The organism is Methylobacterium sp. WL116, assembly GCF_008039455.1.
Classification (GTDB): Bacteria; Pseudomonadota; Alphaproteobacteria; order Rhizobiales; family Beijerinckiaceae; genus Methylobacterium.
Genome location: NZ_VRUV01000679.1, coordinates 1 through 2,071 on the forward strand (window position 1 = coordinate 1; position 2,071 = coordinate 2,071).

General features: G+C 72.7%; 3 protein-coding genes. 1 reads left to right on the forward strand and 2 read right to left on the reverse strand.

Annotation, left to right across the window (positions count from 1 at the left end; translation table 11 throughout):
• The coding region (locus FV223_RS26150; protein ID WP_147729663.1) for a penicillin acylase family protein at positions 1–689 on the forward strand (689 nt) is incomplete at its 5' end.
• A gap of 133 nt (positions 690–822) precedes the next feature.
• Here FV223_RS26150 and FV223_RS26155 read toward each other — a convergent pair.
• Entirely contained in the window at positions 823–1,491 is a 669-nt protein-coding gene (locus FV223_RS26155; protein ID WP_147729664.1) for a hypothetical protein, read from the reverse strand.
• A gap of 150 nt (positions 1,492–1,641) precedes the next feature.
• A complete protein-coding gene (locus FV223_RS26160; RefSeq protein ID WP_147729665.1) occupies positions 1,642–1,914 on the reverse strand; it encodes a YiaA/YiaB family inner membrane protein in 273 nt (90 codons plus the stop codon).
• Positions 1,915–2,071 lie beyond the last annotated feature (157 nt).

The following is a 2,071-nucleotide window of genomic DNA, read 5'->3' on the forward strand; positions in this document are numbered from 1 at the left end:
CGCCCGCCGACGCGGAGGCCCGCCGGGCGATCGCCCTGCTCGAGACCTTCGACGGGCACCTGCACGAGGGCTCGGCCTCGGCCGCGCTGGTGGAGGTGTTCTGGGTGCACCACCTGCGCCCGGCCCTGCTGCACGCCCTCGTGCCCGATTTAGAGACCCGGCGCCTGCTGCCGCCGGGCGACCTGCAGGCCCTGCTCGACCGCCTGGAGACGCCGCGCCCGCCGCTCGACCGCGCCGCCCGCGACGCGCTGGTCGAACGCACCCTGGCGGCGGCCTGGCGGGACTGCGCGGCCCGCCTCGGCCCCGATCCCGCGGCCTGGGCCTGGGGCCGCCTGCACCACGCGCTGTTCGCGCACCCGCTCGGCCCGCGCGGCTTCACCGGCCACGATGTCGGCCCCCTGCCGATGCCGGGGGCGGGGCCCTGCGTGATGCACGCCGAGTACGACCCCGCGACGTTCCGGATGACGCACGGCGCCTCGTTCCGGATGGTGCTCGACGTCGGCGACTGGGATGCCGGCGTCTTCGTCAACGCCCCGGGCCAATCCGGCCACCCGGCGAGCCCGCACTACGCCGACCATGCCGAGCCCTGGGCCCGGCGCGCCTACCGTCCGCTGCTGTACTCCCGCGCGGCGGTCGACGCCGCGACGGAGACGGTGATCACGCTGGTGCCGGGCGGCGACGGCGCCTGACGGGATCGCTCTGGACCAAGGCCCCGCCTTCGACCGAGCGGACGCCGACCTCGTTCCCGGGCCTCGAACGAAGACAGGCCCCCCACCGTCCCTCCCCCCTCTGCGGGGGAGGGAAGAGGCTCCGCGCGTTCCGTCATCCCGCAGCGGGTCGCGATCGCGCCGGCGCCCAGCGGCGCAGGGCGAGGTGGGTCGGGAGGAACAGCAGGGTCGGCAGGCCGACGATCAGGCCCGCGAGCCAGGCCCAGGCCGGAACCCAGGTCTGCGCCGCCCGGTCGCTCATGCCCCAGACGTAGTTGATGTTGACCGGGGTCAGGCCCGGCTCCGGCGTCGGCGGCGGCATCAGGAAGAAGCACGCCAGCAGGGTGACGATCGCGAGCGCGGTCCAGGTCAGCAGGGCGCGGCAATCGTAGCCGAGGCGGCCGACCAGGTAGATCAGCAGGAACGGCAGCCAGCCGTGGAAGCCCGACAGGCCGCGCAGGAACGGCGCGGTGCTCCGATCGAACATGTAGGCGGTCATCCCGGTGATCGGGCAGCCGAGGGCGGTGCCGAGGAAGTCGAGCACCCACAGCAGTTGCGGCGCGACGAGGCCGACCGCGCACATCGCGACGAGCAGCGGGCTCTCCAGCCAGATCCCGACCAGGGTCAGCAGCAGCGACTGGTCGCAGAAGTACAGGAAGTTCGTCGGGCCGTAAGCGGACAGGTAGGTCGGGACCAGGACCGCGACGAAGGCGGTGTAGGCGAGCTTGACGGGCATCGGGATGCGCCCGCGCGAAGCGGGGGCGAGCGCCGGGAATTCGGGCATCGGATCGTCTCGGCTGGCGAAGGGACGGGGAAATTCGGGTCCGGCGAGGCCCGGCCGGGATTTCGGCAGGGCCTCGCGAGGGGGCGTCGGTCCTGTCTCGGGTCAATTTTTGCCCGGATCGGTCCTTGCCCGGATCGGACCCTGCCCGGATCAGTCCTTGCCGACCGACATCAGCAGGCGCTCGGTCTTGGCGTCCTCGATGCGGTTCACCATGCGGCGGCCCTCATGCACGTCGCGCACCGTCTTGGTCGCGGTGATGCAGGATTGGACCAGCATCACCACGCCCATGGCGAGGTAGCCCTTGATCCAGATGTCCACCGGCAGGAACAGGATCCCGCAGGCCACCATCGCGGCCGAGCCGAGGAAGGCGGCGTAGGTGAAGGTGACCCAGGCGCCGGAATGCTGGGTGGTCTCGTTGTTCATGACACGCTCCTGATGTGGGACGGGAAAGGGATGGGATGCTCGGTGGGTCAGGCGGCCGGGGCGAGCCCGGCCTTGCGGCGCAGGCCCTCCAGCACGTCGCCGCCGGTCGGGCGGGTGCGCAGGCCGAAGCCCTCGCGCGCCAGGCGCTCGGCGATGT

What these genes read in the sequence shown, in the direction of transcription:
- FV223_RS26155 (WP_147729664.1), bottom strand. Translation starts at nt 1,491, where the DNA reads ATGCCCGAATTCCCGGCGCTCGCCCCCGCTTCGCGCGGGCGCATCCCG.
- FV223_RS26160 (WP_147729665.1), bottom strand. Translation starts at nt 1,914, where the DNA reads ATGAACAACGAGACCACCCAGCATTCCGGCGCCTGGGTCACCTTCACC.